The organism is Allobosea sp. NPDC055594 (assembly GCF_053618995.1).
Map to the genome: position 1 here is coordinate 824,755 of NZ_JBSHIO010000001.1, position 23,328 is coordinate 848,082.

25 protein-coding genes, 1 tRNA gene and 1 pseudogene are annotated in these 23,328 nt (G+C 62.4%); 11 read left to right on the forward strand and 16 right to left on the reverse strand.

The features are described from left to right. Window positions 1-85 precede the first annotated feature (85 nt). The 3 genes from ACWGRX_RS03880 (at window position 86) to ACWGRX_RS03890 (ending at window position 3,495) form a co-directional block, all read left to right on the forward strand. Window positions 86-1,114: an amino acid ABC transporter substrate-binding protein gene (locus tag ACWGRX_RS03880; RefSeq protein ID WP_291647058.1), complete on the forward strand. Its 1,029-nt coding sequence runs from the start codon at window positions 86-88 to the stop codon at window positions 1,112-1,114. Between the two features lie 180 nt (window positions 1,115-1,294). Then, entirely contained in the window at window positions 1,295-2,458 is a 1,164-nt protein-coding gene (locus ACWGRX_RS03885) for an amino acid ABC transporter permease (protein ID WP_452116478.1), read from the forward strand. Beyond that, a complete protein-coding gene (locus ACWGRX_RS03890; protein ID WP_452116479.1) occupies window positions 2,455-3,495 on the forward strand; it encodes an amino acid ABC transporter permease in 1,041 nt (346 codons plus the stop codon). The genes ACWGRX_RS03885 and ACWGRX_RS03890 overlap by 4 nt, the downstream gene beginning before the upstream one ends. Before the next feature lie 86 nt (window positions 3,496-3,581). On the opposite strand, the gene ACWGRX_RS03895 is transcribed toward ACWGRX_RS03890, so the two are convergent. Then, window positions 3,582-3,893, reverse strand: a complete 312-nt coding sequence (locus ACWGRX_RS03895) for a DUF1272 domain-containing protein (protein ID WP_452116480.1) — start codon at window positions 3,891-3,893, stop codon at window positions 3,582-3,584. A 91-nt stretch (window positions 3,894-3,984) separates the two neighbouring features. Further along, complete coding sequence (locus tag ACWGRX_RS03900) at window positions 3,985-4,467, reverse strand: Lrp/AsnC family transcriptional regulator (protein WP_291638874.1); 483 nt, start codon at window positions 4,465-4,467, stop codon at window positions 3,985-3,987. 122 nt (window positions 4,468-4,589) lie between these two features. On the opposite strand from ACWGRX_RS03900, the gene ACWGRX_RS03905 reads away from it, so the two are divergent. Next, window positions 4,590-6,983, forward strand: a complete 2,394-nt coding sequence (locus tag ACWGRX_RS03905) for a transketolase-like TK C-terminal-containing protein (protein ID WP_452116481.1) — start codon at window positions 4,590-4,592, stop codon at window positions 6,981-6,983. 191 nt (window positions 6,984-7,174) lie between these two features. Here the strand turns inward: ACWGRX_RS03905 and ACWGRX_RS03910 are convergent, their stop codons facing one another. From ACWGRX_RS03910 to ACWGRX_RS03925, 4 genes are all read right to left on the reverse strand, one after another. Continuing rightward, window positions 7,175-8,566, reverse strand: coding sequence for an MFS transporter (locus tag ACWGRX_RS03910; RefSeq protein WP_452116482.1), 1,392 nt, complete (start codon window positions 8,564-8,566; stop codon window positions 7,175-7,177). Window positions 8,567-8,680: 114 nt separating this feature from the next. Beyond that, the gene (locus tag ACWGRX_RS03915) at window positions 8,681-9,352 is read right to left on the reverse strand and encodes an LON peptidase substrate-binding domain-containing protein (protein WP_291638877.1); all 672 of its coding nucleotides are present in this window, start codon (window positions 9,350-9,352) and stop codon (window positions 8,681-8,683) included. Between the two features lie 103 nt (window positions 9,353-9,455). After that, window positions 9,456-10,355 carry a thioredoxin gene (trxA, locus tag ACWGRX_RS03920; RefSeq protein ID WP_291638878.1) on the reverse strand — a complete coding sequence of 300 codons (900 nt, stop codon included), beginning with the start codon at window positions 10,353-10,355 and terminating at the stop codon, window positions 9,456-9,458. A 194-nt stretch (window positions 10,356-10,549) separates the two neighbouring features. Next, a complete protein-coding gene (locus ACWGRX_RS03925) occupies window positions 10,550-11,065 on the reverse strand; it encodes a prolyl-tRNA synthetase associated domain-containing protein (RefSeq protein ID WP_452116483.1) in 516 nt (171 codons plus the stop codon). 191 nt (window positions 11,066-11,256) lie between these two features. On the opposite strand from ACWGRX_RS03925, the gene ACWGRX_RS03930 reads away from it, so the two are divergent. Both ACWGRX_RS03930 and ACWGRX_RS03935 read left to right on the forward strand, forming a co-directional pair. Next, window positions 11,257-11,331: transfer RNA gene (locus tag ACWGRX_RS03930), tRNA-Gly, on the forward strand. Between the two features lie 540 nt (window positions 11,332-11,871). Further along, window positions 11,872-15,171, forward strand: a complete 3,300-nt coding sequence (locus ACWGRX_RS03935) for a sensor domain-containing protein (RefSeq protein WP_452116484.1) — start codon at window positions 11,872-11,874, stop codon at window positions 15,169-15,171. Window positions 15,172-15,204: 33 nt separating this feature from the next. Here the strand turns inward: ACWGRX_RS03935 and ACWGRX_RS03940 are convergent, their stop codons facing one another. Together ACWGRX_RS03940 and ACWGRX_RS03945 are read right to left on the reverse strand one after the other, a co-directional pair. Next, complete coding sequence (locus ACWGRX_RS03940) at window positions 15,205-15,600, reverse strand: hypothetical protein (RefSeq protein ID WP_452116485.1); 396 nt, start codon at window positions 15,598-15,600, stop codon at window positions 15,205-15,207. A gap of 27 nt (window positions 15,601-15,627) precedes the next feature. Continuing rightward, window positions 15,628-15,843: a hypothetical protein gene (locus tag ACWGRX_RS03945; RefSeq protein WP_452116486.1), complete on the reverse strand. Its 216-nt coding sequence runs from the start codon at window positions 15,841-15,843 to the stop codon at window positions 15,628-15,630. A gap of 298 nt (window positions 15,844-16,141) precedes the next feature. On the opposite strand from ACWGRX_RS03945, the gene ACWGRX_RS03950 reads away from it, so the two are divergent. Then, a complete protein-coding gene (locus tag ACWGRX_RS03950; protein WP_452116507.1) occupies window positions 16,142-16,366 on the forward strand; it encodes a helix-turn-helix domain-containing protein in 225 nt (74 codons plus the stop codon). A gap of 429 nt (window positions 16,367-16,795) precedes the next feature. Here the strand turns inward: ACWGRX_RS03950 and ACWGRX_RS03955 are convergent, their stop codons facing one another. Next, window positions 16,796-17,011, reverse strand: coding sequence for a hypothetical protein (locus ACWGRX_RS03955; protein WP_452116487.1), 216 nt, complete (start codon window positions 17,009-17,011; stop codon window positions 16,796-16,798). A 277-nt stretch (window positions 17,012-17,288) separates the two neighbouring features. Between ACWGRX_RS03955 and ACWGRX_RS03960 the strand changes: the two genes are divergently transcribed. Both ACWGRX_RS03960 and ACWGRX_RS03965 read left to right on the forward strand, forming a co-directional pair. Next, window positions 17,289-17,588: a helix-turn-helix domain-containing protein gene (locus ACWGRX_RS03960; protein ID WP_452116488.1), complete on the forward strand. Its 300-nt coding sequence runs from the start codon at window positions 17,289-17,291 to the stop codon at window positions 17,586-17,588. A 14-nt stretch (window positions 17,589-17,602) separates the two neighbouring features. Continuing rightward, a pseudogene (locus ACWGRX_RS03965) lies at window positions 17,603-18,024 on the forward strand (IS110 family RNA-guided transposase); the annotation flags it as partial. 359 nt (window positions 18,025-18,383) lie between these two features. Here the strand turns inward: ACWGRX_RS03965 and ACWGRX_RS03970 are convergent. From ACWGRX_RS03970 to ACWGRX_RS03980, 3 genes are all read right to left on the reverse strand, one after another. Beyond that, a complete protein-coding gene (locus tag ACWGRX_RS03970) occupies window positions 18,384-19,268 on the reverse strand; it encodes a GIY-YIG nuclease family protein (RefSeq protein WP_452116489.1) in 885 nt (294 codons plus the stop codon). Between the two features lie 86 nt (window positions 19,269-19,354). Further along, window positions 19,355-19,507 carry a hypothetical protein gene (locus ACWGRX_RS03975; protein WP_452116490.1) on the reverse strand — a complete coding sequence of 51 codons (153 nt, stop codon included), beginning with the start codon at window positions 19,505-19,507 and terminating at the stop codon, window positions 19,355-19,357. 51 nt (window positions 19,508-19,558) lie between these two features. After that, window positions 19,559-19,795, reverse strand: a complete 237-nt coding sequence (locus tag ACWGRX_RS03980) for a helix-turn-helix domain-containing protein (RefSeq protein WP_452116491.1) — start codon at window positions 19,793-19,795, stop codon at window positions 19,559-19,561. Between the two features lie 114 nt (window positions 19,796-19,909). On the opposite strand from ACWGRX_RS03980, the gene ACWGRX_RS03985 reads away from it, so the two are divergent. Beyond that, complete coding sequence (locus tag ACWGRX_RS03985) at window positions 19,910-20,626, forward strand: hypothetical protein (protein ID WP_452116492.1); 717 nt, start codon at window positions 19,910-19,912, stop codon at window positions 20,624-20,626. A 58-nt stretch (window positions 20,627-20,684) separates the two neighbouring features. Next, window positions 20,685-21,062, forward strand: coding sequence for a hypothetical protein (locus ACWGRX_RS03990; protein WP_452116493.1), 378 nt, complete (start codon window positions 20,685-20,687; stop codon window positions 21,060-21,062). A gap of 59 nt (window positions 21,063-21,121) precedes the next feature. Here the strand turns inward: ACWGRX_RS03990 and ACWGRX_RS03995 are convergent, their stop codons facing one another. The 4 genes from ACWGRX_RS03995 to ACWGRX_RS04010 all read right to left on the reverse strand — a co-directional run bounded on the left by ACWGRX_RS03995 (window position 21,122) and on the right by ACWGRX_RS04010 (window position 23,226). Continuing rightward, window positions 21,122-21,952, reverse strand: coding sequence for an HNH endonuclease (locus ACWGRX_RS03995; protein WP_452116494.1), 831 nt, complete (start codon window positions 21,950-21,952; stop codon window positions 21,122-21,124). A 338-nt stretch (window positions 21,953-22,290) separates the two neighbouring features. Continuing rightward, window positions 22,291-22,518: a helix-turn-helix domain-containing protein gene (locus ACWGRX_RS04000; protein ID WP_452116495.1), complete on the reverse strand. Its 228-nt coding sequence runs from the start codon at window positions 22,516-22,518 to the stop codon at window positions 22,291-22,293. Continuing rightward, window positions 22,518-22,697, reverse strand: coding sequence for a hypothetical protein (locus ACWGRX_RS04005; protein WP_452116496.1), 180 nt, complete (start codon window positions 22,695-22,697; stop codon window positions 22,518-22,520). Before ACWGRX_RS04005 ends, ACWGRX_RS04000 begins: the two co-directional genes overlap by 1 nt. 199 nt (window positions 22,698-22,896) lie before the next feature. Next, entirely contained in the window at window positions 22,897-23,226 is a 330-nt protein-coding gene (locus ACWGRX_RS04010) for a tyrosine-type recombinase/integrase (protein ID WP_452116508.1), read from the reverse strand. Window positions 23,227-23,328 lie beyond the last annotated feature (102 nt).

Sequence of the window (23,328 nt, forward strand, 5' to 3'; positions counted from 1 at the left end):
GTCGCCCCCCCTACCTCTCCCGATGCGCCTGTTGCATAGTCAGCCCCAGCGCCGCGCATGACGCCTAAGGACGCAGGGGAGCGACATGAAGACCATCTATCTCGCAGGAGCCATCTTCGCCGGGAGCGCCTCGATGGCGCTCGCCCAGCAGCTCGCGCCGAGCCCGACGCTCGATGCCGTCAAGGCGCGCGGCCATATCGAATGCGGCGTGCATCTCGGCCTGCCCGGCTTCTCCTTCGCCAATGACAAGGGCGAATGGACCGGCCTCGACGTCGACTATTGCAAGGCGCTGGCTGCCGCCGTGCTCGGCGACGCCACCAAGGTCAAGTTCACGCCGACTTCGGTGCAGCAGCGCTGGCCGATCCTGCAATCGGGCCAGGTCGACCTGCTCTCGCGCAACTCGACCATCACCTTCTCGCGCAACGCCACGCTCGGCCTGAACTTCCAGGGCATCAACTTCTACGAAGGCCAGACCTTCATCGTCCGCAAGAAGGCGAATGTGAAGTCGGCAGAGGATCTCGACGGCGCCTCGATCTGCGTCGCAGCCGGCTCGACCGAAGAGAAGAACGCCGCCGACTGGTTCCGCGAGCGCAACCTCAAGGTCACCATCACCAACTTCCAGAAGAATGACGACGCCATCACCGCCTATGACAGCGGTCGCTGCGACGCCTATACCGCCGGCGTCGGCGCCCTCGCCGGCCAGCGCGTCAAGCTCAAGGTCCCGGACGACCACATCATCCTGACCAAGCCGATCTCGAACGACCCGCAGGGCCCGGTGACGCGCTGGGGCGACGAGCGCTGGCAACTGATCGTGCGCTGGGTGCTGAACGGGACCATCGCCGCCGAAATGCTCGGCGTGACCTCCAAGAACGTCGACGAGATGAAGGCGAACTCGAAGAACACCGAGGTCCGCCGCCTGCTCGGCGCCGAGGGCGGCTTCGGCGCGATGATGGGGCTGCCCGACGACTGGATGTACAAGGTGATCAAGCAGGTCGGAAACTATGGCGAGAGCTATGAGCGCACCGTCGGGATGGGCTCGACGCTGAAGCTCGAGCGCGGCCAGAACCAGCTCTGGACCAAGGGCGGGCTGCTGTTCACGCCGCCCTTCCAGTGAGAGCGGGACGGCGGCTGCGCCTCAGGCGCCGGAACCGCCGTCATTCCGGACCAGCGGCTTAGCCGCGCAGCTCCGGAATCCATCGTGGAGCGCCTCGCCCTGCGATGGATTCCGGCCCTTCGCTTCGCTGCGGCCGGAATGACGGCCCGCACTTTCAGCCTTCTCAGCGAGCCTGCGATCGTGAGCAAAGCCCTCGCCTTCATCAACGACAAGCGGGTGCGCGACTGGTTCTACCAGGCCGCGCTGCTGATCGGACTTGCGGCGCTGCTGATCTACTTCATCCGCAACGCCTCGCAGAACATGGTCCAGGCCGGCATCGCCTCGGGCTTCGATTTCCTCTGGCGGACCTCCGGCATCGAGGTCCCCTTCGTCATCACCAATTACACCCAGTCCGACAACATCCTCTCCCTGTTCTGGGCCGGCGTCGCCAATACGCTGCTGGTGACGGCGATCGCGCTGGTGCTCTCGACGCTGCTCGGCTTCCTGATCGGCATCGCCCGGCTCTCCTCGATCTGGCTCGTCCAGGCCATGGCCGGCGCCTATGTCGAGTTCGTCCGCAACATCCCGCTGCTGTTCTTCGTGCTGTTCTGGTATTTCGGCGTCATCGCCGCCCTGCCCGCGCCGCGCGAGAGCCTGTCGGTCTTCGGCGTCGCCTTCCTCAACAATCGCGGTCTGACCATCCCGCTGCCCGATGCCGGCGCCAACTTCCGCTACGCCTTCATCGCGATTGCGGCCTCCTGCCTGCTGCACTGGCTGTTCCTGCGCTGGGCCAGGCGTCGCAAGGAAGCGACCGGGCGCGACGCGCCGGTGCTGCGTATCGGCCTGCTGCTGCTCGTCCTCGTCCCCGTCCTCGCGCTTGCCTGGGCGACGCTGGCGACGCGCTGGGACATTCCCGTGCTGCGCGGCTTCAACTATCGCGGCGGCTTCGTCGTCATCCCGGAATTCGTCGCGCTGCTGGCGGCATTGGTCACCTATACCGCCGGCTTCATCGCCGAGATCGTGCGAGGCGGCATCCAGTCGGTGCCGCACGGCCAGATCGAGGCCTCGGCGGCGCTCGGCCTCAAGCCCGGCCCGACGCTGCGGCTCGTCACCATCCCACAGGCGCTGCGGGTGATGACGCCGCCAATGACCAACCAATATCTCAACGTGCTGAAGAACTCGTCCTTCGGCGCCGCGATCGCCTATCCCGACGTGGTCAGCCTGTTCATGGGCTCGGCGCTCAACAATACCGGCCAGGCGATCGAGATCATCGCCATGACGCTCGCCGTCTATCTGGTCATCGGCCTCGCCGTCTCGGCCTTCATGAACTGGTACAATGCCCGCATCGCGCTGGTGACGCGATGAGGACCGGCGTCCCGACCAGCTGGCGCGAGCGCCTGTTCGGCACGCCGATGACGGCGGTGGTGACGCTGCTGCTCGCCGCCGCCATCGCCTGGATCGCGACCCCGATCATTCGCTGGGCGCTGATCGACGCGACATGGAACGGGCAGACGCGCAATGACTGCACCGGCACCGGCGCCTGCTGGGTCTTCGTCAAGGCCCGCTTCGGTCAGTTCATGTACGGCTTCTATCCGATCGAGGAGCGCTGGCGGCCGAATCTCGCCGGGCTCGCCTTCCTGCTCGGCGGTGGCGCCGTCGTCTTCGCGCCGCAGCGGCTGAGGCTGCGTTTCGGCCTTGCCGCGCTCGTCATCCTGCCGCTGCTCGGCGTCTGGCTGCTCGGCGGCGGATATGGCCTGAGAGCCATCGAAACGCGCGAATGGGGCGGGCTGATGCTGACCGTCTTCATCTCGATCTATGCCAGCCTGATCGCGATCCCGCTCGGCATCCTGCTGGCGCTCGGCCGGCAGTCGGAACTCAAGGTCGTCCGGCTGATCGCGGGGCTGTTCATCGAGTTCTGGCGCGGCGTGCCGATCATTGCGGTGATCTTCCTCGCCTCGCTGCTGCTGCCGCTGATCATGCCCACCGGCATCGGCGTCGACCGGCTGGCGCGCGCCGTGATCGGGCTCGGCTTCTGCATCGCCGCCTATATGGCGGAAGCCGTGCGCGGCGGCTTGCAGGCCCTGCCCAAGGGCCAGCGCGAGGCCGCAACCGCTCTCGGCCTGACCTATTGGAAGGCGACCTCGTTCATCATCCTGCCGCAGGCGCTGCGGATCTCGCTGCCGGCGATCACCAACGAGTTCATCGCACTGGTGAAGAACACCACGCTGGTCCTCGTCGTTTCGATCCTCGACCTGCTCGGCATCGCCCAGGCCTCGCTCGCCGATCCGAACTGGGTCGGCATGAACATGGAGGCCTATGTGTTCTCGGGCGGCATCTACTGGCTGATCTGCTTTGCGCTGTCGCGCTGGAGCAAGAGCCTGGAGACGAAGCAGGGACGATAGCCGTGGCGCTCCTGCCGGGACGCTCTCTGAGAGATCGATTCCGCCCCCGTCTCTAAACGACTGTCATTCCAGGAAAACGCGCGCGCTCACCGCTCCTGCGGCGGCACGGCCCGCAGGCGCTGCGCCAACTCGCGGCGCTGCTCTGGCGTCCATTTCGAATGCTTGCGGATGGTCGAGGCCGGGCGATTGGCGAGGCCGAGCCCGATGCCGCGCAGATCGTTGACCGGGCGGATCGGACGCTGGACGAAGCCCCCGCCGCAGCTCGGGCAGACGTTCTCCAGCACCCGCTCGGCGCACTCCGCGCAGTAGGTGCATTCATAGCTGCAGATCCGCGCCTCAAGCGAGGCCGGCGGCAGGTCACGGTCGCAGAGTTCGCAGTTCGGGCGCAGTTCCAGCATCGTCGTCCTCCGGCGGGCCCGTCCGTGACGGGGACGGCGCGTCCGATTGAAACGAAAGCCGTCATCCCGGACAAGCGACGATCGACGCGGCTCAGCTCACCCCCAACTCGACCGGCACCGAGAAGGAGCGCTTGACCTGGCCGAGCGCGAAACTCGATTCGATCGAGGCGACATTGTCGAGCCTCGTCAGCTTGTCCTTCAGGAAGCGCTCATAGGCGGCGAGATCGCTGACGATGATGCGCAGGAGATAGTCGCGCTGGCCGGTCATCAGATAGCAGTCGGCGACCTCCGGCCAGCGCTGCACGGCCGCGCCGAAACGGTCGAGCTCCTCCTCGCGCTGCCGCTCCAGCTTGATCGAGGCGAAGACCGAGACGGGAAGGCCGAGCTTCTCCTGGTCGATCACCGCGACATAGCCCTTGATCACCCCGGCCTCCTCGAGAAGCCTCACCCGCCTTGCGCAGGGGCTCGGGGACAGGCCGACCTGGGCGGCGAGGTCCAGAATGCTCATCCGCCCGTCGGCCTGTAGGGCCTGCACGATGCGGCGATCGATATCGTCGAGTTTGGGATTTGGCATGAATTCTCGCTCCTCGCCGCAACCTTAGCGAAATCCGCCAAGTTAAGAAGAGCGTAGCGTCGTCTTTAGCTGCTTTCGCCAGAGCGGATGTGCATGATACGCTAATCCAAGGAGCGCGCCCGATGTCCGATCCCCGCCTGCCCATTCTCGCCGAACTGGAAAAGAAGATCCTCTGGCTGGCCTCGTGGACGATCCACAACGCCAACCATCTGCGCGACAATGGCGACGGCATGAAGGTCGGCGGCCATCAGGCCTCCTCGGCCTCGCTGGCCACCATCATGACCGCGCTCTACATGGCCGCGCTGAAGCCGCAGGACCGGGTCGCGGTGAAGCCGCATGCCTCGCCGATCTTCCACGCCATCAACTATCTGATGGGGCTGCAGACCCGCGAGAAGCTCGAGAATTTCCGCGGCTACAAGGGCGCGCAGAGCTATCCCTCGCGCACCAAGGACATTGACGACGTCGATTTCTCGACCGGCTCGGTCGGCCTCGGCGTGGCACAGACGCTGTTCTCCTCGCTGACCCAGGACTATGTGAAGGCGCATGGCTGGGCGAAGGACCGGCCCGAAGGCCGCATGGTCTCGCTGATCGGCGATGCCGAGCTCGACGAGGGCAACATCTTCGAGGCTCTGATGGAGGGCTGGAAGCATGGCGTGCGCAACACCTGGTGGGTGATCGACTATAACCGCCAGTCGCTCGACGCCGTGATCCGCGAAGGCCTCTATGACCGCTTCGAGACGATGTTCCGCAATTTCGGCTGGGACGTCGTCACCCTGAAATACGGCTCGCTGCAGCAGGCCGCCTTCAAGGAGAAGGGCGGCGAGCGGCTGAAGGCCTGGATCGATTCCTGCCCGAACCAGCTCTATTCGGCCCTGACCTTCCAGGGCGGCGCGGCCTGGCGCAAGCGCCTGATGGACGATCTCGGCGACCAGGGCCCGGTGACCAAGCTGATCGAGAAGCGCTCCGATGCCGAGCTCTCGAAGCTGATGTGCAATCTCGGCGGTCACGATTTGCCCTCGATCCTCGAAGCCTTCGAGGCGATCGACCATGACCGGCCGGTCTGCTTCCTGGCCTACACGGTCAAGGGCTTCGGCCTGCCGCTCGCCGGGCATAAGGACAACCATGCCGGGCTGATGACCAAGGAGCAGATGGAAGGCTTCAAGCAGGCCAACAAGGTCCGCCCGGGCCATGAATGGGACCTGTTCGAGGGCCTCTCCCTGTCCGAGAGCGAGATCCGCGCCTTCCTCGACAAGGTGCCGTTCTTCGCCGAGGGCCGCCGCCGCTACAGCGCCCCCGCTCTCCCCGTGCCGGAGAAGCTCGAAGCCGGGATCCAACCGGTGATGTCGACGCAGATGGGCTTCGGCAAGGTGCTCGACGAGCTCGCCAAGCTGGGCGGGCCGCTGGCCGACCGCATCGTCACCACGGCTCCGGACGTCACGGTCTCGACCAATCTCGGCCCCTGGGTCAACCGGCGCGGCCTGTTCGCGCGCGCCTCGATGGCCGACACCTTCAAGGACGAGCGCATCCCCTCGATGCAGAAATGGGAGTTCTCTCCCAAGGGCCAGCATATCGAGCTCGGCATCGCCGAGATGAACCTGTTCATCAATCTCTCGGCCCTCGGCCTGTCGCATTCGATCTTCGGCGAGCGCCTGATTCCGATCGGCACGCTCTACGACCCGTTCATCTCGCGCGGGCTCGATGCGCTGAACTATGCCTGCTACCAGGATGCCCGCTTCATGGTCGTCGCGACGCCGTCGGGCGTCACGCTGGCGCCGGAAGGCGGCGCGCATCAGTCGATCGCGACACCGCTGATCGGCATGAGTCAGGACGGGCTCTGCGCCTTCGAGCCGGCCTTCGTCGACGAGCTTGCCGTGATGATGCGCTGGTCCTTCGAGTATCTGCAGAAGGATGGCGAGGGCGATCCGGACGAGCGCACCTGGCTGCGCGACGAGACCGGCGGCTCGGTCTATCTCAGGCTCTCGACCCGCCAGGTCGAGCAGCCCAAGCGCGCCATGACGCCGGAGCTGGAGCGCGACATCATCGACGGCGCCTATTGGCTGAGGAAGCCGGGCCCGAACGCCTCGGTGGTGATCGCCTATACCGGTGCCGTCGCTCCGGAAGCGATCGAGGCCGTCGGCCTGCTCGGCGAGGATCGCCGCGATGTCGGCCTGCTCGCCATCACCTCGGCCGACCGGCTGAATGCCGGCTGGCAGGCGGCGGAACGGGCGCGCCAGCGCGGCAATCATCGCGCCACAAGCCATGTCGAGCGCCTGCTCGGCGAGCTCTCGCGCGATTGCGGCATCGTCTCGGTGCTGGACGGGCATCCGGCGACGCTGGCCTGGCTCGGCAGCGTCCACGGCCACAAGCAGAAGGCGCTCGGCGTCGAGCATTTCGGCCAGACCGGCACGGTCGCCGACCTCTACCGCCATTTCGGCATCGATGCGAACGCGATCGTTCACGCCGCGCAGGCGGCCGCGCCCGGCCGCCCGGTGAGGTATCTGAAGGCGCTGCCGTAAGACCGCGCTTGCCTTCTCTCCTTGCGGGAGAAGGTAACCCGAAGGGCCGGATGAGGGGGGCGCGCTGCGCTCCTTCACGTCATGGTCGGGCTTGTCCCGACCATCCACGTCTTGCTTCGGGCCTTGCGGTTCAAAGACATGGATGCTCGCCACAAGGGCGAGCTTGACGGAAGCGGTTCAGGCGGGCGCAGTCAGCCCCGCCTCACCTTCACGCCGGCGATCAGCCAGGCCCCGGCCAGGAAAAAGCCGATCAGAACAGCGAGCCCGGCGCGCTGACTGGCGAAGAGGCTCGTCGCCAATGCGACCAGGGTCGGCCCCATGAAGGACGTCACCTTCCCCGACAGCGCGAACAGGCCGAAGAACTCGCCGATCCGGGCCGGCGGGGCGATGCGGGCGAGCAGGCTGCGCGAGGAGGCCTGCAAGGGCCCGGCGACGAGACCGATCAGGAGGCCCAGCCCGAGATAGACCTTCTCCGGCAGCGAGGCGAAGAGCCCGTCGCCGGGAGCCGCCGGCACCGCCTCGATGAAGAAGAAGACCTGGCCCGGCCCGAGCGAGAGAATGCCGAGACAGGCGAAGAGCAGGCAGGCGATGGCGCCGAGGATCACCGGCTTGCCGCCGAAGGCATCGTCGAGCTTGCCGCCGAGGAAAGCGCCGAGCGTGCCGGTGATGGTAAGCAGGATGCCGAAGACCCCGAGCTCGATCGTCTGCCAGCCGAACACCCCTGCCCCGTAAATGCCGCCGAAGGCGAAGAGCGCGACCAGCCCGTCCTGGTAGATCATATTGGCGAGCAGGAAACGGCCCAGGCCCGGCAGGCTCGGCAGCTCGGCCAGCGTCGCCTTCAGCCGCGCCACGCCGCCACCGGCAGCCTCGCGGAAGGATATGCCGGTGCGCGGCGAATCCGGCGTCAGCAGGAACATCGGCGTGACGAAAATCACGAACCAGAGCGCTGTCAGCGGCCCGGAGAACCGGTCCCCCTCGCGGCTCGCCGTATCGAGCCCGAAGAGCGGCGAGAGGCCGACGAGCGTCTTGCCGGTGTGCGGATCGGCGGCGAGCAGGCCGAGCGTAAGGGCCAGCGATACGAGCCCGCCGAGATAGCCGACGGCCCAGCCGGTACCGGAAAGCCGCCCCAGACGCTCGGGCGGCACGAGCCGCGTCATCATCGCATTGTTGAAGGTGGTGGCGAACTCGGCGCCGATCGTCGCCATGACGAAGCCGGCGAGCGCGATCGGCACGGCCGCAGGCGAGCCGGGCTTGGCGTACCAGAGCATGCCCGAGCCGATGACGAGCAGCGCCCCGAAGCTGGCGATCCAGGGCTTTCGCGGGCCGGTCCGGTCGGCGATGCCGCCGAGCAAGGGCGAGAGCAAGGCGATGCAGAGGCCGGCAAAGCCCGTCGCATAGCCCCAGAGCGCCTGCCCCTGGGCCGGATCGGAAGCAAGCGCGGCGGCGAAGAAGGGCGCGAAGACGAAGGTCGTGACGAGGGTGAAGAAGGGCTGCGCCGCCCAGTCGAAGAAGATCCAGGCGACGACCGAGCGCCTCGGCGGATAGGTGATCGCCACACGGCCATCACTGCTCGAATGATTCATCGCCGGGCTCGGAGCATCACGCTGTGGGTTCGGTGGGAGCGAGACCGCGTCGGACCGGATCGGTAAGTCGCGGCGCGCCGGAATGGCACGGGAAGGCGGTCTATTCGTGACGGCTCACTGCAGCGTCGTGTCCGGATCGGAGCCGCCGCGGGCGAGCTCGATTTCCGTGATCGCGACGAGAACCTCGGCGCGGCTGCGCAGATCAGGTGCCTCGAGCAGGGCCTGCTTCTCGCGCGGGCCGAACGGGCACATCATCGAGAGCGCGTTGACCAGAGCCTCGTTCGGTGCCTCGTTGACGCCCTTCCAGTCGATCTTCAGCTCGTTCGCCTTGGCGAAGCTGCGCAGCGCCTTGAGCAGGCTCGCGCGGTCGACGGCCTCCTCGCCGGCCCGCGCCTGGAAATCGACCGTGAAATCGTCATAGGAAACCCGTGCCTGGCGATAGGCGGTGCTGACCGAAAGCTCCTCGAGCAATCGAAAGCGGGAAATGCCGGTCAGGGTCAGGATATAGCGGTCGTCGCCGGTCTCGGCGAACTGGGTGATGCGGCCGAGGCAACCGACCTGCAGCAGCGGCGGCGCCGTCGACTGCCGGCCGTTTTCCGGCTCGGGCTGGATCAGTCCGATGACGCGATGCGTGCGGATCGCGTCGTCGACCATGGCGAGATAGCGCGGCTCGAAGATGTTGAGCGGCATCTGCCCGCGCGGCAGCAGCAGCGCGCCGCTGAGCGGAAACAGCGGGATCACCGCCGGGCAATCCTCAGGCCCGTGATAAACCGCGTTCATGCCCATCGGCGCCTGCCCATCTGCTCCTGGCCTTCCTGTTCCGGCTCTCACTTTAGGATAGAGACCGCTTTGCCGATCGGCTTGCAGAACCAGCCGATCGGCACGAGCTCTAGGCGAAGAGCGCGGTCGACAGCTTGCGCCGGCCGGCGACGCTATGCTCGTCCATCGGCCCCCAGGCCTCGAAGAACTGCAGCAGCTGCTTGCGCGCGCCATCCTCGTTCCAGCCCCGATCCGCCTTGAGAATGGCGATCAGCTGGTCGACCGCCTCCTCGCGCCTTTCGCGGGCGTTCAGCGCGAGCGCGAGGTCGAAACGCGCCTGATAATCCTTCGGGTTCGCGGCGACTTTGGCCTCGAGCTCGGCGGTGTCGCCGAGCGAGGCCGCCTGCTCAGCGAGCTCGATCGCGGCGCGCAGCGCCGTCACGGCCTGGTCCTCGGCCTTGTCGGCCGGCACCATGGCGAGGAAGCCCTTGGCGCCCTCGATGTCGCCCTCGTCGAAATGCAGCCGGGCCATGCCGGCGATCGCCGCGACATTCGCCGGCTCCACCGCCAGCACCTCGGCATAGAGTTCGCTCGCGCCGCCCGCATCGCCGGCCTCGATTGCCTCGGCGGCGGCGGCGAGCATCTCCTCGACCGGCCCCGGCCCCATCGGCCCGACGAGCTTCTCGATGAAGGCCTTGATCTGGCCCTCCGGCTGGGCGCCCATGAAGCCATCGACCGGCTGGCCGCGCTGGAAGGCGATCACCGCCGGAATCGACTGAATGCCGAGCTGGCCGGGAATCGCCGGATGCTCGTCGATGTTCATCTTGACCAGCTTGACCTTGCCGCCGGCCTCGTTGATCACCTTCTCGATCACCGGTGTCAGCTGCTTGCACGGGCCGCACCAGGGCGCCCAGAAATCGACCAGCACCGGCTGGTTCATCGATTCCGCAATGACATCCTGCCGGAAGCCCTGCGTCGTCGTATCCTTGATCAGCCCGTTGGCCGGTGCCGCTTCGCCATTGACCAGCATGGGTCGTCCTTCATCTCGTCAACAAGCCGGGCGCCGCGCCGGCAGGGTCGCAGCCCCGCCTTTTAGGCTATCGCACGGACAATCGAAACCGCCGGGCAACGCTGCCCGATCTGCGCCCCATAGATGGGGAGCTTCATCCGTTCTGTCCATTGCCCCGGCGCATCTCATGCGGCGTCCGGCGCAGGTTTTCGACCTCAGGCCTCTGGCGGCGCCGGCAGCGCGACGATCAGCGGCTCGTGGCCGCTCGCGCGCAGGAAGGCCAGCATGTCGTCGCGGGCGATGCCGAGCGTCGCCGTATTGACCAGCGGATGGAAGTTCATCGGCTCCCCCGTCATCAGGCCGGCGTCGAGAACCATGGTCACATCGCCGGCCCGGTCATTGATCACGGCGAAGGCGGTGACGGAGCCCGGCGTGACACCGAGCTTCTCCATCAGGAGCTCGGCCGAGCCGAAGGAGAGCCGGCCGCTGGCACCGAGCGTCTCGTGCAGGCGCTTCAGGTCGATTCGCGTGCTCTCCAGCGCGGAGAGCAGGAAAAGTCGGCCCTTCTTGTCCTTGAGAAAGAGATTCTTGGTGTGATGGCCGCTGATCGCCCCACGCAATTCCTTGGATTCGGCGACGGTGAAGACCGCCTCATGGTCGATCCGGGTGGTTTCGATACCGAGCTTGTCCAAGGCGGCGACGAGATCCTGAGGCGAAATTGGCGCGGTCATCATTGTCCTGAAAAACGCGAAAAAGCTGAGATTTCCTAGCCTTCCCTCTGGGTAGGAGCAAGCCTGACGCCTCATACGCCGCCCTGCCGGGAAGCGAGTTGTGAAATTCCTGCAATAAGGCACTTGCGCTCCTCGCGGCGATGGGCAATAAGCCGCCCATCGCCGCTGCGGCGGCGATGAATGTCTCGGATGCGGGTGTAGCTCAGGGGTAGAGCACAACCTTGCCAAGGTTGGGGTCGTGGGTTCGAATCCCATCGCCCGCTCCAGACAGTCTCTACTTAAGAGAAGCATGCAAGCGTCGGGTTTCCCGGCGCTTTTTGCTTTTCTGGCCTGAGCATTTTGAGAGCATTTCCGAAGGTGCTCGAAAGCCCGTGGTTACTTCGCGGTTACAAGTAGCATCCGGAGCCGCAAAGAGCGCCTCGCCCCGCTCCCGCTAGCGCTTCGCGCGCTTCTCAAATCCAGCCATCCGGCCACGGCTCGCTCGGGTCCACATGCCAAGCTTGAAAGCCCTCCGACGCAATCGCCTCAACCCATTCTCAAACGGTCTTTTAGAGTCGCCAGCATCGGCAACAAAATTTGCCCGCCAGGGCCGTTTTCGCCTACGTGAACGCGTTGTTTTTGAGTATCGATACTCAATTGCAAGGAAAATAAAAATTTAAGATCACCTTACGGAAACTCTCTTGCTCGCGGTTGTTTTCTAGAACTTGAAAAACGCGCGGACACAATTAGAATTAGAATTCAGCGCGCATCTCTATCCGAAATCGAAGCAATTTATTGTTGTGCCTATGAGAGAATCGGGGAGGCACATGTCAGAGGCCGAGGCTCGCGCGACTTTGCGGAGGCTCGATCCATTTGGCACCGAGCGCGAAAGCGCTTTCGACGAAATCACGCGTGTTGCGGCCTTCGTATGCGACACGCCGATAGCGCATATCAATTTCGTAGACGATGACCCTCAATGGACCAAGGGTGGGGTGGGGCTCGATCTCCATGATGTTCCGCTGATAGAATTGATCTGCGGGTACGCGATCCGCCAGCCTGAGGCGTTTATTGTTCGCGACCTTTGCGATGATTTCCGTTTCAACCACATAGTGAGGAAGCGTGAGGGCGCGCGCCTGAGGTTCTATGCCGGAGTGCGTCTGGAAACAGCAGAAGGGCTGGCGCTGGGCATGTTGTCCGTGCTTGACGATAGGCCTCGGCCAGACGGGCTCACCGTCACGCAGGGCGCAGCCCTGCACCTGTTAGCCAAATCTATCATGAACCATCTTGAACTGCATCGCGCCAACGCAAAGCTGGCCGAGCGGGAGATGCGTTTTCGAACAATTTTAGACGCTATCCCGCAAAAAATCTGGACAGCCCGCCCTGATGGCGTTCGCGACTATTTCAATCAAAGGTGGCATGCCTTTACGGGCACGCAGCCGGAACAATGCCAAGGAGACCGGTGGCTGGGACTGATCCACCCCGAGGATAGAAGGCGGCTCCAGGCCCGTTGGCAACATTCACTAGAAACCGGCGAAAATTACGAGATCGAATGTCGCTTGAGGCATAAGTCGGGTGAGTATCGCTGGATGCTGGCTCGGGCTCACGCAATCCGCAGCATGAGCGGCAAGATCGATCGCTGGCTGGGGACTAGTACCGACATTCACAAGACCAAAGCAGTGGAGAAGGCGCTCGCCGTACGCGAAGAACACTATAGCGGGCTGCTCGAAGCCAGTGCCGTTGTCGTCTGGTTTGCAGGCCCAGACGGAATGATCACTCACAGCAAAGGTTGGACCGAACTCACCGGGCAGACTGAGCAAGAATATGTTGGCGTCGGATGGCTCATGGCAGTCCACCCCGAGGATCACACGCGTGTTATTCCCATCTGGGAAGCGGCGCAGGGGTCGGAGGCCTTTTACCAAGCCGAGTTTCGAGCGAAGAGCCGCGATGGGGACTACCGCTGGATTTTGGCAAGCGCGGTGCCGATCCATGACGCTGATGGGAGGCTTCGGGAGTGGGTTGGCAGCATCGTTGATATTCACGATCGCAAGCTGGCGGAACAGAGACTTCATGCCAGCGAAGAGCGATTGCGACTGGCGATCGAGACGACGGGGCTCGGCATTTGGGACGTTGATCTGATTTCGGGCGAGCGAGAATGGTCTCGTGAAGCGAAGGCCATAATGGGGCTGCCCGCCGACGCTCCCGTTACGCGCGATAGCTTCCTCAATCGCCTCCATCCTGAAGATCGAGGGCAGGTTGAGACCTCGTTTTTCGCCGCTTCCTCTGACGCATCGCTCACTTACGACGGCACGTACCGGATTGTCCGGGCGGATTCCGGCGAAGAGCGCTGGGTGGCTGCAACGGGCAGAACCCTATTGGGCACTGATGGACGACCGAGTCGTAAGATCGGAACTGTCCTGGACATTACTGCTAGAAAGCACGCGAAAATTATCCTCCGCGCCAGCGAAGAGCGCCTGCGTTTGGCCCTGCAAGCAAGCCGGATGATCGCTTGGGAGCAGGATCTCAAGACCGAGTTCGTCACCCGCTCCGACAATGCGGCTTCCCTCCTAGGCATTGGCTCTGCTTCTCTGTCGGAGTTCCTCGACCGTGTTCATCCAGAGGATCGCGTGCTGCGCGAACATTTCCGCCCTGGAGGGGGCGTCAAGGGCTCGAACACCATCGAGTTTCGCTATCTGAGACCGGATGGTCAGACAATGTGGCTGGGCCTGCGCGGCGAATGGGCTGGCCCCGATAGACTCGTCGGCGTTACCTTCGACATTACCGACCGGAAGGAAGCAGAAGAAGAAATCTGGCGGGCCGCCAACCATGACGCCTTAACGGGCTTACCCAACCGAGCCCTGCTACAAAAGCGGCTGGAGGAGGCCCTCAGAAGGGCGGGGCAGAACGGTACTTCGGTTTCACTGCTGCTAATCGACTTCGATCACTTCAAGGAGATCAATGACGCGCTTGGTCATGATGCAGGTGACGCTCTTCTGAAGGAGGCCGCTGCGCGCCTTAAGACAATGACACGGGAATGCGATACCGTCGCCCGTTTCAGCGGTGACGAGTTCGCGGTTCTGATCGTCGATCCGCAACGTTTGGAATATGCTTCAAGCTTGGCCGAAGCCATGACCGCAAAGCTGAGGCAGCCGATCATCCATCTCGGGCGTTTCATTGCCAGCGAAGCGAGTATTGGCATTGCAGCCTTTCCCGACCATGACGCCTCTCCTGCCGACCTCCTGAAGGACGCCGATATCGCGCTTTCTGAAGCCAAAGCGCAGGGTCGCAATCGCGTCGTTACCTATTGTCCAGCCCTACGCGAGGCCGTCGAGCAACACAGTGCTCTTCTTCAGGAAGTTCGCGAGGCACTGACCAGAGCCGAGATCGTCCCATTCTATCAACCTAAGGCCTGCCTAATCACCGGTAGAATTGCCGGACTGGAAATCTTGGCGCGATGGCAACATCCATCTAGGGGCGTGCTCACCCCCGGCTACTTTGGTGCTGCCTTCGATGATTCACGGCTGGCATTGGTGCTCAGCGAGAGCCTGCTCGCCAGGGCGGTCTCTGATTTACGGGGCTGGCTCGATGCCGGTCTGAATCCCGGCCGAGTCGCATTCAACCTTTCCCCCCGCGAATTCAGCCAGCCCAGCCTTGCCGATGATATCTTGCGCGTCTTGAACCATGCAGGCATCCCGCCGGAGCATTTCGAGGTCGAGGTGACCGAGACGGTGCTGCTCAGCCGGAACACCGAGAGCATCACCTCGATCCTCAATCGCTTCCATCAGCATGGGATTTCGATCGCACTTGACGATTTCGGCACGGGCTTTGCCTCACTGAGTCATCTCAAGAAGTTCCCGGTTGATCACATCAAGATCGACCGGAGCTTCGTCCAGAAGCTGGAGCATGATGAAGGCGACAAAGCCATTGTCTCTACGATCATCGATCTAGGCCGAAAACTTGGAATGCGGGTCACCGCCGAGGGCGTTGAAACCGAAGGGCAGAGACGGCTCTTGCAGGAATGGGGGGCAGATTTCGGCCAAGGTTATCTTTTTGCGAAACCTGCCGAAGCGTCGCACATTCCTTCGATGCTCGAACGCCCAGTCTTGTTCGAGCCCCCGGAGGCCAAGTGAATTCCGCACCCACCTGCCGGACGATTCCGGTCGTCAACATGGATATCGGATATCGTTGCCTAGCCGTCTGAGCTTGACGTTCACCATCTCGCGCGCCTCAATCTCCAACTCGAATATAAGACCGCGATACTCACAGGCGATATCCGCCGCGCGCGGCTTGTCGGACTTTGACCAGTGAACGGCGGCGTTGCAGGCGAGATCATAGCTTTCGCAGAGGTCGAGCAGAGTTTCGTCGGACGTTCCCTTCTCCAGAAGGGTCGCACGGCCTCCCGGCCAACGCAGCATTAACCTAGCAAACCCAGCCCTCTGCCCGCGTGTCGTCATGTCTGCTCCGGTGATGCCAGTTTCCGCTACAAACCTTTGGCCATCAAAAACCGACTCTCCGGGCTCATCCGATCCCGGAAAGGGGTAAAGGACCTCCTTGTCCATTCCGCGAAGCCGCGACGATCAGGTCGTTCAAACTACTATGAAAGGATAGCGCTTCAAGCTGCCTCGCCCAATCACCGCCTCATAAGCATGGACGCAAATGCAGAGGCGGTCGAGCTTATCCCCTTGGCGGTAGCCATAACGCCTGCCGTCAAGCTCCTGAAGGAAAATCAGCATCAGTTGAAAAGGATACACCGCATTGCTGAAGGTTTGCGAGGGTCCCCAGGAGAAACATGCCGCGCTCATGTCTGCCTCCGACAAATTGGCCACGTTACGGCGATTACACGAAAATTTACGCCACTTTGGCCGTTGATTCCAGCAAGATAATTTCTTCGTAAAGGAAGCCGTTGAAAATCAACTTGACGAATCTATTGGCTCCTCGGCAGTTGCCTGGACGATAGCCATTCATCGTCTCCGACTTTGACTGAGGATAGCGGGGCTCGCTGATTCTCATGTCTTATTAGAGGTGTTTACCAATCTTTAATCATGCAGGCGTCCCCTTGAGAGGTCCATCGGGGTATGGGGATCAGAGAGGACCGTGGCCATGCACGACCTTCACTCGGATTACGCTGTCGTGGAACTGCTCGTTGGCCGAACGCTTCCCGATGTCGAACGCGACTTGATCCTGGCGACCTTGCGGCAGACGAGCGGCAACCGCACGCAGGCCGCCAACCGGCTCGACATCGCCGTCCGCACATTGCGCAACAAGATCAACCTCTATCAAGCGGACGGGTATGACGTGCCGGAGCCGCAGCCTCTGGCTCAGTAACGATTGTTGCCCTGATGCCAACCTCCGATTCGATGGCCGCGAGTAATCTCGTATTGCCGGCCGCCATGGAGGGGCTCTTGCATTGCCTCGTACAAAAAGGTGCCGCTGGGAGCGAGGACGTGCGGGAAATCTACGAAACGGCCCTCTTGCTTCTGGAACAGCAGCAAGCCTCCGTGCCGACACAGGAGGCTGCATTTACCGCGGCACGAGGCGTGCTGGAAACCGGCCTTCGGCCGCCAGAACGATGAGCACCTTGGGTCGAACGTGTTGACATGCATCGAGCACTGCTCGTCAAGGGACCCGTGCCGCCCCTCGCACCAAATTGGGACCGGACGACCACTCTGGGGACAGAATTGGTCGCCCGGTACCAGCCCGTAACGTTGTCTCGCGGCACGGAAGATCAGATCGTAAACTACGTCGTGTCTGCCGTCACGTTCCCGGCTTTTTGGCTCGTGGAGCATCTGCAAGATTTGATGACGCGGGAAACGGCACGACATTCGAGCATGGCGCGTCCCGTTCAGTGCGGGCGACCGCCTCCAGCACAAACTCAATAGCGCGTCGAAGGCGATCGTCCTCCGGCGTCTCCTCGTCGAGGGCGAGGAAGGCATTGATCAGATAAGCTCGGCATTGGCGATAATTGCTCATACGCCCAAAGTGGCTCGGGGCAATAAATTCGCGCCGAAGGAATTATGAACAATTCGACGGACACAAGCTGTTTCCTCTGAAGGAGGTTGAATGGCCGAGGCTAAGTCGCTTTCAGGGAGTTGCGGCCACCTGGAAATCGTCATGTAACCTCAACCAGATCGAGAAGCTCGAAGAGGAGGTTGTCGCGGGGTAATATCAACGGGCGCTGAGGCTGCCTCACGAGGTCTTTTCGTCGGTTCGTTTCACTGATTCCATGGGCGCGAGGAGGATTCGCGCCATGCCTGCTGCGATGAAGCTTCGAACTGACTACTCGGCCTTCGACCTGCGTCGGCTTGCGGCACGGTCCAGGCACGCCAATCAGAGCCACCGGCTTTTGTCGTTGGCGGCAGTTCTCGACGGCATGGATCGGGAGCAGGCAGCACGGATCGGCGGGATGGACCGCCAGACGCTGCGCGACTGGGTTCACCGTTTCAACGAAGGCGGTCCCGACAGGCTGAAGGACATTCGCTCGAAGGGCCAACCTAAGACCATCACATCAATCGGGATGTGCGAATGGGCGCATTTCGGTCAGGCATGAGGGCCGTTGGTATAAAGTGCGACGAGGATACGCGCCGTTTAGCTACAATACCGGGCATTGGTCCGATCACAACGGCGTCGATCAAGGCACTTGTTCCAGATCCCGACCGGTTCAAATCCGGCCGTCACTTCGCCGCCTGGCTGGGACTGACACCGAGGTCTCGTTCGAGCGGTGGCAAGAGCGGTTGGGAGGAATATCGAAGATGGGCAATACGGAACTCCGCTCTCTCCTTGTCCTGGGTGCAAGCTCCGTCCTGCGACGCGTGCCGGGTAACGATAGAGCAGCAATATGGCTAAGTGCGCTTCTGGCACGACGGCCCTACAAGGTCGTGGCCATCGCACTCGCCAACAAGCTTGCGCGGGTTATATGGACGCTTTTGACCAAGAGCGGGACATATCGAGGTCTGGCACCGGTGAATAGCGCAGCGAGCGCTTGAACCGGAAGTCGGCCAAAACGAGCTGACCCGTGCGGTAACCGGCAGAGCGAGGTGCATAAAGCAGACGATGATCCCGTGGGACAAAATCCCGAGGCGAAAGAGGCCGCATGTGTCAACGCGCAAAAAGCGCGGGCCGTTGATCAGCCACTCGCATCGCGGACTTCATCGAGGCCAGCGGTCGAGAGCCGCGCTGATAGGCCGGACATATGACCGCACCGTCCGCGCGTGATCGAATGCCTGAAAAGCCCTTGCCTAGCGGGTCGTTCCACATATGACATGCTGGCCCGAAACTGCCAACCGAGTGAAAATCTGCGAGGGCTGCCCATTCCAAGGGCCGTGATCAGCTCAACCGGTCAGCCTTAATTCTCGTTCAAGCCGTGCGGCGCCCGCGTATGGAGTCGTGTCTTCCAAGACGATTCGAGCCTGATGACTTCCTCGGGCAGCATGTCCGGGGAAACCCGTTGGAGGATTGTGAAGCGGAAGGCCTGCGGATCGCGATTCCGCAAAAGCTTGTTTCCGCCGTGGCCGGTCGCGGCATAAGTCAGCCAGCGGCCCAGAATATTGCTCACGCCGTAGGCCGAGCCGACGTAGGTCTTCGCGATGGCTGAATCCCATATAGCGTAGATTCCGCGCCAATGCTCCAAGGCCGCCCGCCACCGCTGCGGCAGTATGGCCAGTTCGGACCAGGTGAACTCCACCTCGTCCCAATTCGGCAGAGGAGGAGCGAATGCACTCTCCTCGCGGATCGCGAGGATGGGCATGACGTTGTTGTTCGCCCGCCGATACCAGCTGCGCTCGGGCGGCGGCCATCCCACGATCAGCTTCCCCCGCCAATCCGCGTAGTGCTCGGTCTCACGCAAATCGAAGCGCATCAGGTGCGGCCGCGTCTCGGCTTCCGTGAAGCCCCAATAGCCGTGTTCGGCCAGCGCCTGGTTCTCAGGCACGGCCCAAAACTGATCGCGATCGTGCGGTTGGGCGTCTGTGCCTATCTCGTAGATGCCGACGAACGCGGCTTTCGCCGGCCCATACGCGATGAAACTGGCGAGCCAGCCACCGCGCAGCGCGAGCATAGAACGCTCGACGGACGGCCCCTGGTACGACTGGAAGATGTTGAACTGGCGCGGGCGCTCGCTCGCGATCAGCGGCAGAGCCTTTGCAAGCTGCGCTTCCTGCGGCTTATGCCGAAATACCAACGTCCGCGTCGGGTCGACGCCGGCCTTGAGGAGGAGGTCGTTCAACTGCATCGTTCTGCGCTATCCTATTCGAGCGTATGGAGCTTCATGGACGTCGCGTGATTTCTGAAGGATAGAATCGCCTTCTTGCGGTTCGTCTACGAGCGGAACTCCAGCCCCTTCTCCATATCAAGCAGAAGATCGAAGACGAGGTCGAGCCCGTCGAGCAGTCGCAGAACGAAGACGGCGACGTGCCTGCCTTCCAGATCGAGGGTCAGCCAGCTTGGACCTGAAATCGCGATGTTGGGCATCGCAACGCTCTCGATGCTGTGCCCGTCTTGCGATCTTGCCCCATGATCAGTTTAGCTTACAGCTTCTGCCGCCCGGATCAGAGCGTAAGGCTCGACGTCTATCGCCTTCGCGATAGCGATGTATTCGGCCACATCGAGCCGCCGTTCCTCTGTTTCGTACTTCGACACGAAGGTCTGCCGCCGTCCGATACGGGTAGCCAGCTCGACCTGCGTAATGCCGGCGTCCTTGCGCGCCTGGATGAGCGCCTGGAGCAGGGCCTTGTAGAGTTCGGGATAGGTTGAAGCCAAAGCCGGCGCCTGAAGCGATGAAACCGGCCGTCCAAATCAACCCGAATTTCGAATACCCCAAAATAGGGTATTCGCGCATGCTTCGCCCCGAACGCATGATTCGGGGAGCGGGGCGTGAAGGAACAGTACGTTGGCGACGTCAACGACTATCGGAAGTACGCCCTGCTGCGGCTGCTTGGTCGATCAGGCCTGAAGCTCGGCGTCTGCTGGATGCTGACGCCGCCGGATGGCCGCAGCGACGGCAACAAGCTCGGCTACCTTGATCAACCCGGCTACGAGCGGCACGATCCCGAACTGTTCGCCCTGCTGCGGCAGGTAAAGGACGCGCCGGATGCGCGGCGATTGATCCTGATCGAGAACAGTGAGGTCCTGCCCGACACCATCTTCGTCAATACCGTCGTGCCAGACGCGCTGTTCGAGCGGCAAATGTGGTTTCTGCAGGCGAGCAAGATCCTCGCCGATACCGACCTCATCTTCTTTGACCCCGACAACGGCATCGAGGTCGGCTCGATCGCGAAAGGGCGGCGCAACTCCTCGAAATATGTCTATCGTGACGAGTTGGCCGCGACCTACCGCGCCGGCCACTCGCTGCTCGTCTATCAACATTTCCAGCGCAAGGAGCGCGAGAGCTTCATTCGCGATGTCGCGGACGATCTCCGACGCGTCGCCGACGACGCCGAAATCTGGGCGATCCGGACTTCGCATGTCGTGTTCATGCTGGCGATCCAGCCGCGGCACCGCCCTGCCCTGTCTGCGGCCGCACACCATGTCCACGAAACCGCCGATCCAAGCTTCCTGCACGCACAGCTGATTGCACCTGCAAACCAATGATTGTGCGCAGATTTTCGGCGTGTTTCCGTGTCGATTTTTTGCCTGAGGAACCTTCCGAATGAAACTCGCCACTCTTGCCGCTGCTTTGATGTCTGGGATCGCTTTGTCCGGCTGCGTCGGCCTCGTCGACGCCCAGTCGAAATGCTCGGCGCGGTCCGCTTCGTATCTGACCATGTGGGATTGCATTCGCGGTCGCGTTGCCGCCGGAACCGCTGGCCAGATGAACAACGACCTCGGCGTCCGCTATCTCGCCGTCGGCGACCTGCTGGCGCAGAGCGTGCGCTCCGGCCAAATGAGCGATGCCGAGGCGAAGGCGCGCCTCGCGATCGAACTCGAGCGGGGCAACAGCGAATTCAACCGCCGTCAGGCGGCATCGTCGCCTAGCCTGACCCGCTGCACCAACACCAACGGCGTCGTGAACTGCCTGTCATTCTAAACGTCCAGCAGATCGCTTACCCAGCTGGTGGGCGGCTGTTGAAGCGCTACGAGCGCACTTCAACTCTGCAGCCGCTCGCTTCTGTGGAATGCCAAATATGGGAAATGTTTTGGATCAAAGCGCAGTTTGATCCTGGCATCTCCTCCCAATGCCCTCATGCCATCGGCGCCAATTTGATGCGATATGATAATGGATCCATCGTCCTTAAAGGAGATAAATCCTTTATCGAACAGCGCATCCATATTCGGCGACAATAGTATTCCGTTATAAGGGTCCACTCTTTCTATATTTGTGGAATTTGCCCAAGGCTTTATATGCGATGCCCTCAATATAGAGACTATTTCGACATTGGTAATTGGGCATTTCTTCCACAGATCGATCAGATTCTTTCGGAACTGCCCTTGACCGATCCGCGCCAAAATAACTTGCTGCCGATCCGTCGCGTTGACGCTTGGATCGGATGAGATATTCTTTACAATCTCAGCCTCTATCTGCGATAAAACTTCTTCTGGTAGCCAATAGCGTCTCTCTCGGCCAAACTGGCCCCGCTCCTGGGCGTCAAAGCCTAAGCTCTGACAATAATCTCTGAATGTTTTTTCCAGATTAGGAATCAATGCTGGATCGTGCCTCAAAACTCTGGATATCGCATCGTTTGTTATCTGACCATGCTTCGATTCAGATTCATGTTGTTGTAAATCATTGTTAATGTACCCAATGAATCGAGACGGGGCAAAATGAATGGACGATTCAACAATATAAGGAACAAAACAGATCCCGCGCTTCACGAAATCCTTATACGATTGAACCTTTGATTGATCAGAACTTCTTATGCCCGATTCAAAGTTCAATAGATTTTCAGACAGCTGATCAATATTCTGGATAGGAATCATGCCCTGCCCTTCATATTACGGATATCGAACAAATTTGAGAGTACTGCCCCGCCCCGTAGATCGCTAGTCCGAATCCTTGGCTCGCCGTGTGTCACATAGTACGTGCCGGCAAAAGCTCTGCGGTTGACCGACGGGTCCCATCGCGCTCGCTTCAAACTCCGATAGATAGGGGGAGTTGCGAAGCAACATCCCCCGGAGCGCCGGCGGCATGGTTCTACAGCGGCCGGCTGGTGCGCCCCTGCCGGTCAGCATGGCCGCGCTGGGCCGGGGTACGTGCCCGCGCGGCCGCTGGCGGGTGGGCCGCTATAGCTGTAGCCGCCGCGCGGCACAGGCGCCCGTCAGCCCTCCGCTTCAGCCTGCCGCAACAGCTCATAGGGGTCGACGTCGAGCGCGCGGGCGATGACGATGAACTCGGCAATGTCGATGTAGCGGGCGCCGACCTCGTAGCGAAACACGAAGCTGGTCGAGCGGCCAAGACGCTCCGCGAGCTGAGCCTGGGTCAGACGCTGCGACTGCCGCTCCGCGACGAGGCGGGCGACGATGCGATCGTGCAGAGCGCCGCGCATCAGAGCGCAGCGGGCTCGTCCACGGCGGCGATGACGTGCAGATCGGTCTCGCAGATGCCCGCGGCCTCGATCGCCCAAAGGATCTCGTCGGCGTCGATCTCGGCGAGTTCGGCCGCCTGCTCCAGCGTGACGATGATCAGCACCTGGCTGCGCAGATCGATCAGGCGGTACTGGTCCATGGCGTCGTCTCCATCGTGTTCCGAGACGATCGAAACACGCCGAGACGCCGGGCATAATTTTCCGAAAGACAGGTTGATATTGCGTCGGACGCCGGGTCGCCGAGGCGCCGATAGGCCGCCGACGCCGCAAATGACGACGGGGAGCAGCGGCCGATAGACCACCCTCCCCGCTCTTGTCCCCCCGCATCGCGAGCGCGTTCTACCTGCCCACCGCATAGGCTCGGTCGAGCGCGGCCACGGCGGCCTCCCCGCCGCGAACGGCCTGGGTATAATGGCCGAGCGTCACGGTGGCGTTGGCGTGGCCGGCGAGCTTGGCGACCAGCCCGACCTCGATGCCCTCGGCCTGAAGCGTCGAGATGAAGGAGTGCCGGGCCGAATGCGGCGTGACATAGGGCAAGCCCAGCTTCGCAAACACCGGCTCCCAATAGCGGCTCCGATAGTTCTGATAGAGCAGCGGACCACCACCACCGATGCGAGCGACCTTCGGCCAGGGCTGGAGCCGGCCGGGGCCCGGAAAGACCCGATGCAGCGTCTTGTGTGCACGGCGGTGAGAAAACCATCCAGTGGAGCGCCGGCGTTTGTGCCGGCGCGGGCGGCGTAAAAGTCGGCCACTGGATAGGCTGACCCCTTT

Excerpts from the sequence above, each read along its gene's own strand:
- ACWGRX_RS03880 (WP_291647058.1), top strand. The coding sequence starts at position 86 with ATGAAGACCATCTATCTCGCAGGAGCCATCTTCGCCGGGAGCGCCTCG.
- ACWGRX_RS03890 (WP_452116479.1), top strand. The coding sequence starts at position 2,455 with ATGAGGACCGGCGTCCCGACCAGCTGGCGCGAGCGCCTGTTCGGCACG.
- ACWGRX_RS03895 (WP_452116480.1), bottom strand. The coding sequence starts at position 3,893 with ATGCTGGAACTGCGCCCGAACTGCGAACTCTGCGACCGTGACCTGCCG.
- ACWGRX_RS03900 (WP_291638874.1), bottom strand. The coding sequence starts at position 4,467 with ATGCCAAATCCCAAACTCGACGATATCGATCGCCGCATCGTGCAGGCC.
- ACWGRX_RS03905 (WP_452116481.1), top strand. The coding sequence starts at position 4,590 with ATGTCCGATCCCCGCCTGCCCATTCTCGCCGAACTGGAAAAGAAGATC.
- ACWGRX_RS03910 (WP_452116482.1), bottom strand. The coding sequence starts at position 8,566 with ATGAATCATTCGAGCAGTGATGGCCGTGTGGCGATCACCTATCCGCCG.
- ACWGRX_RS03915 (WP_291638877.1), bottom strand. The coding sequence starts at position 9,352 with ATGGGCATGAACGCGGTTTATCACGGGCCTGAGGATTGCCCGGCGGTG.
- trxA (WP_291638878.1), bottom strand. The coding sequence starts at position 10,355 with ATGCTGGTCAATGGCGAAGCGGCACCGGCCAACGGGCTGATCAAGGAT.
- ACWGRX_RS03925 (WP_452116483.1), bottom strand. The coding sequence starts at position 11,065 with ATGACCGCGCCAATTTCGCCTCAGGATCTCGTCGCCGCCTTGGACAAG.
- ACWGRX_RS03935 (WP_452116484.1), top strand. The coding sequence starts at position 11,872 with ATGTCAGAGGCCGAGGCTCGCGCGACTTTGCGGAGGCTCGATCCATTT.
- ACWGRX_RS03940 (WP_452116485.1), bottom strand. The coding sequence starts at position 15,600 with ATGGACAAGGAGGTCCTTTACCCCTTTCCGGGATCGGATGAGCCCGGA.
- ACWGRX_RS03945 (WP_452116486.1), bottom strand. The coding sequence starts at position 15,843 with ATGAGCGCGGCATGTTTCTCCTGGGGACCCTCGCAAACCTTCAGCAAT.
- ACWGRX_RS03950 (WP_452116507.1), top strand. The coding sequence starts at position 16,142 with ATGCACGACCTTCACTCGGATTACGCTGTCGTGGAACTGCTCGTTGGC.
- ACWGRX_RS03955 (WP_452116487.1), bottom strand. The coding sequence starts at position 17,011 with ATGAGCAATTATCGCCAATGCCGAGCTTATCTGATCAATGCCTTCCTC.
- ACWGRX_RS03960 (WP_452116488.1), top strand. The coding sequence starts at position 17,289 with ATGCCTGCTGCGATGAAGCTTCGAACTGACTACTCGGCCTTCGACCTG.
- ACWGRX_RS03970 (WP_452116489.1), bottom strand. The coding sequence starts at position 19,268 with ATGCAGTTGAACGACCTCCTCCTCAAGGCCGGCGTCGACCCGACGCGG.
- ACWGRX_RS03975 (WP_452116490.1), bottom strand. The coding sequence starts at position 19,507 with ATGCCCAACATCGCGATTTCAGGTCCAAGCTGGCTGACCCTCGATCTG.
- ACWGRX_RS03990 (WP_452116493.1), top strand. The coding sequence starts at position 20,685 with ATGAAACTCGCCACTCTTGCCGCTGCTTTGATGTCTGGGATCGCTTTG.
- ACWGRX_RS03995 (WP_452116494.1), bottom strand. The coding sequence starts at position 21,952 with ATGATTCCTATCCAGAATATTGATCAGCTGTCTGAAAATCTATTGAAC.
- ACWGRX_RS04000 (WP_452116495.1), bottom strand. The coding sequence starts at position 22,518 with ATGCGCGGCGCTCTGCACGATCGCATCGTCGCCCGCCTCGTCGCGGAG.
- ACWGRX_RS04005 (WP_452116496.1), bottom strand. The coding sequence starts at position 22,697 with ATGGACCAGTACCGCCTGATCGATCTGCGCAGCCAGGTGCTGATCATC.